The organism is Streptomyces sp. NPDC048419, from assembly GCF_043200415.1.
GTDB lineage: Bacteria > Actinomycetota > Actinomycetes > Streptomycetales > Streptomycetaceae > Streptomyces.
In genome coordinates, this window is sequence record NZ_JBICXT010000097.1 from 1 (window position 1) to 4,018 (window position 4,018).

General features: G+C 63.8%; 3 protein-coding genes and 2 pseudogenes. 2 read left to right on the forward strand and 3 right to left on the reverse strand.

Going from position 1 to position 4,018, the window contains the following annotated elements; translation table 11 throughout:
* The first annotated feature begins 148 nt into the window (after positions 1-148).
* Positions 149-970, forward strand: a pseudogene (locus tag ACGFYN_RS47900) (IS5 family transposase).
* Between the two features lie 82 nt (positions 971-1,052).
* On the opposite strand, the gene ACGFYN_RS47905 reads toward ACGFYN_RS47900, so the two are convergent.
* Positions 1,053-2,435: a trypsin-like serine protease gene (locus tag ACGFYN_RS47905; RefSeq protein ID WP_393872249.1), complete on the reverse strand. Its 1,383-nt coding sequence runs from the start codon at positions 2,433-2,435 to the stop codon at positions 1,053-1,055.
* 922 nt (positions 2,436-3,357) lie between these two features.
* On the reverse strand, positions 3,358-3,696 hold the full coding sequence (locus ACGFYN_RS47910; RefSeq protein ID WP_393872250.1) for a DDE-type integrase/transposase/recombinase: 339 nt from the start codon (positions 3,694-3,696) through the stop codon (positions 3,358-3,360).
* Here ACGFYN_RS47910 and ACGFYN_RS47915 point away from each other — a divergent pair.
* Positions 3,635-3,877: an IS3 family transposase gene (locus ACGFYN_RS47915; RefSeq protein ID WP_393872251.1), complete on the forward strand. Its 243-nt coding sequence runs from the start codon at positions 3,635-3,637 to the stop codon at positions 3,875-3,877. The two genes, ACGFYN_RS47910 and ACGFYN_RS47915, sit on opposite strands and share 62 nt — an antisense overlap.
* A gap of 58 nt (positions 3,878-3,935) precedes the next feature.
* Here the strand turns inward: ACGFYN_RS47915 and ACGFYN_RS47920 are convergent.
* A pseudogene (locus ACGFYN_RS47920) lies at positions 3,936-4,018 on the reverse strand (IS5/IS1182 family transposase); the annotation flags it as partial.

Sequence of the window (4,018 nt, forward strand, 5' to 3'; positions counted from 1 at the left end):
GGAGGCGGATCGCGCACCGACCCGTTTCCGTTCGGCGCGTCCTTGTACCCCAGGTCTACGCGCCCACGACGGCCCCGGCATTAGGGACCCACCCCTAAAGCTGCTTTATAGACGCGCTTTGGACCGTGTCCTACGTGGTGATCATTCGTTGGGTCATCTATGTACGGGGCGGGGTACGTGGAGTTGGATTGTTCCTGATGGCTGTGGGAGATCGCGGAGCCGCTGATCCCGCCGTCCAGAGTGCGGCCGCAGGGCGGGGGACGCCGGACACGCCTGATGAGACGCTGTTCGCGGCGATCATCTACGTGCTGGTCAGCGGCCGTTCCTGGAGAGCCTTGCCGCCGCGCTTCGGGATTCTTGATCTGGTCCAGAGCCGGCGTCTGGGGCCGCCTGCACCAGGCCGTGCAGCACCGGCTTGACGACGCCGGCCCCGTTGGAATCACCTGCGTCGTCCTCGACACCGCCCCGTCCGCGCTGAGAAGGGGGCGAACACACAGGTCCGAGACCCGTGGACCGGGGCAAGCCGGGTTCCAAGATGCACGTCCTGTCGGACGCGAACCCCTCCTCGTCGTCTCGGCCGGCAACCCCCACGACAGCGAAGGGCTGAAGCCCATGGTGGCGGGTCACCAAACGAGACACGACCCGCACTGTGGCCGCTACTTCAAGCCCCAGCGCCTGCACGCGGACAAAGCCTACGACTGCCCGGACCTGCGGGAATGGTTACGCGGCAAGCGCATTGGAGTCCGGATTGCCCGCAAGGCATCGAGTCCAGCGAACGACTAGGCCGGCGCTGGGTGATCGAGCGCACGATGTCGTGGCTGTCCGGCTACCGCCGTCTCAGCCCGCGATACGAACGCCACCCCGCAACTACCTGGCATCCCTGGGTCTCGCCGCAACCATGTGCTGCTACAAACGACTCGTCCGCCTCACCACACAGGACACGGTCTTTTGCACCTTCACCCCGCCGTAGCTGCTCGGCCCGCCGGGCCGGACCTGCGTCCAACCGTGACCACGGACTTCGGATCAGCCTTGTCCGCGTGCCCTCCAACCGGCTACCACAGCAGGGGTCCAGCGTAGATGTTCAGCTTCTTGCCCGCCCCGACGATCTTGTCCAGGGGCACAAAACTCACCTCGTTGCCGCACGAAAGCTGGCTCGGGTCCACCTCTGTTTCGATGTCACCGCATGACACCCAAATATCGCCGCTGCTGATGACTCCCCGGGCTGTTACCGCGCCAACGGTCTGATCGGACGGCGTGAAGACCGGCCCGCCACTGTCCCCGTGGCCGGCGGCAGGCTCACCGATATCGGCCTGGGCAGTTACGGCGCCGAACACAATATGCGTCTTTCCGTCCAGCCAACCCGACGTAATTTGCGCCACATCGGTTTCTTCCACGTTCAGGAAGCAGTGCTCGCCGGTCTCGGACCCACCCGCGCAGACGTAGTCACCGACGAAGTTCGTCGCAAAGCCATCGACGGGAGAAGAACTCTTCGAGATAGGGCTACCCCGGAAGATGCGCTTCCCCAGATCACCCATGTCGAGTATGGCAGTGTCATAAGATTGGTCAACGTTCAAGATACTCCCTACCTCCTTTCTGTTCTCCGGCAGGCTCTGGGTGGGGAACTTAAGGGGGACGGTCACCTTGTCGTGAATATCGGCGATGCAGTGGGATGCGGTGAGCATCTCCTCCTTGCCGGTGGTGAGATCGTGCACTGGGAAGGCCGTGGAACATTGGGTCACGGCCTTCGTCTGTCCATCTCGTGTGGTCTGATAAAGATCGCCACCCCAATACGGTGCGATGTCCATGTGCCGACTGTACTCGAGGGTAGCTTCACCACCGGGTATCAGGGTGACCGGCACGGTAGCCTCGCGCACTGCGGGCAGCTGACGCGCCGCGCCGAGATCGCCCACCGCCTTGGCGCCGAGGCCGCTGCCATCTGGCAGCGGGTAGACGGCAGAGATGTGCGCAGCCTTGTCCGCCATGGTGTTTTCGGTAAACAGCTGCTGCGCCTTTGCCAGTTCGATGCGCGAGTAAGAGGCCCTGTTGACCACAAAGGTGTAGCCGCCCGGAAGGCGATCCAGAACCTCTTGCACTCCGGCGGACGGGGAGCCCTTCCAATACAAGGAAAGCCGATGGTCTTTGACCGATACTTTGATCGAACTGTAACCTGTGTCCCCGGCGGCCTCAGCTGCATCAACGACGTTGCGGGCAGCATGATCGAGCTGGTGCTGGACCTTCATGAGAGCATCAAATGAACTGAAGCCGTCCGGTACTGGCCCCTTGTACGTATAGGATTCCACTGGCTTGCCCGGCGAGTCCTCTGCCTGCGCATTGGGAAGGGTCGCTAGCGTGGACGCCGCCCCGAGTAGAAGGACAACAAACCCCGTCACGCGGCGCTTCCGGCTGGTCCGCTCATCCTTGATTCTTTCTTCCATGGCAGTATGAACCCAATCTCATAGAACATCACGGTTCAGGTGATTACGAGGGCCATAAAGCCGCGGCCGACGCGAGCCGCATATATCAATCTCATTGCCGTGGGCCTTCTGACGCCGTGGGATTTCCCCCGAATGGTCGCCGGAGAGGTCCGGCAATAATCTCGTACCAGGCCTGGACCCTCACAAGACGCGTATGCCGCATCGGTGGCCATTCTGACGACACGTCTCAAGCAGCAACATGAGCATTCGCTACTCGTCGCATCGATCATTTGGCCCTGGCCTCCAGCATTCGCCTTGAATGTCTGGTTTACTACGTTTCATCATAGAAACTGGCTATGTGGCGGCATCCGGTGCGGGTCCATCCTCCGGCGACGGGGTTGGCATTGCGGGCCCTGGCGTGGGACTTGTCCTGACGAAGACGACAGTGGACGGGTATTCTCCGCCCCCAGTACCCGCGCGCCCACGCGATGATCTCGGCCGCGTTCGGCTGTTCGGCAGCCAGGCGGCGACGGCGTAGACGGTCTTGCTGGACCCCACGATCAGCTTCTTGAGTTGGTTACTGTATTCGCAGCGGTGCAGGCAAGGACTGCTGCACGATGGTCACCAGCAGGACGCGCGGAGCTTGGCGTTCGCCCCTCGAAGCCGACGATCATCTGCAGCTCGGCAAGCGTCTCGTCGTCGAGGGGTAACCGAACGCAGCCTGTGCGCCGTCGCTCGCGCGGCGTCGGCGATGATGAATGCGTCCTTCGCGTCGGTCGGCGAGGCGAGCGCCTCGCCGGGAGGCCACCGACAAGCCCGAGGAAGGACAGCGCCGTCGATCGGAGTGCGGGTCAGGAGGCGCGAGAGCATCCCGACACCGGCATCCTGGCGCATCCATCGCTGTGCAGGTCAAGAAGCCCGGGACATCCGGCACTTCACATACTCACTGACGGAGCGGGTCGAGGCCGCCATCCGCAGCGCGTCCGGCGACCAGACCAGTACGCATGCGGTCGACGATGAACCAGCCGACGACCTCGCGGGTGGCCAGGTCCAGCACCATCGCGAGATAGAGAAACTCCCCGCCTGCCAGCGGGAGATACGTGAAGTCACCGACCAGCTTGGTGCCGGGGCGCTCGGCATGGAAGTCGCGGCCGATCAGGTCCGGGGCCGGCTTCGTCTTCTTGGCTGCACGTGGCCCGCTCCTTCCACTACGCCTGCGCGTGGGCGAGGCCGCCCGCCGTGCCCGGCAGGCCGCCGACGACGCACTCGCCCACAAGATCACCGTGCTGCACCTCGCCTCCCGTCACACCTACGGCGTCCCACACATCCACGCCGAACTGCGCCGCCACGGGCGGCGGGTGAACCGCAAACGTGTCGCCCGCCTGATGCGCGAGCGCGACATCCGCGGCCTCACCCGGCGCAAACACCACTCGCTGACCCGGCCGGACGGCACAACAGCGTGATCGGGTAGTTCGCCTTCTCCGCGGGGCTGAATCGCGCAACTCGCCCACTGAACCTCTTTCATCCTAAATAGTCGCAGGTCAAGAGGGTGTGGATGGCTTGGACGGCGGTGCCGATACGTCGGGTTGAACATCGGGCTCGCC

Excerpts from the sequence above, each read along its gene's own strand:
- ACGFYN_RS47905 (WP_393872249.1), bottom strand. The coding sequence starts at position 2,435 with ATGGAAGAAAGAATCAAGGATGAGCGGACCAGCCGGAAGCGCCGCGTG.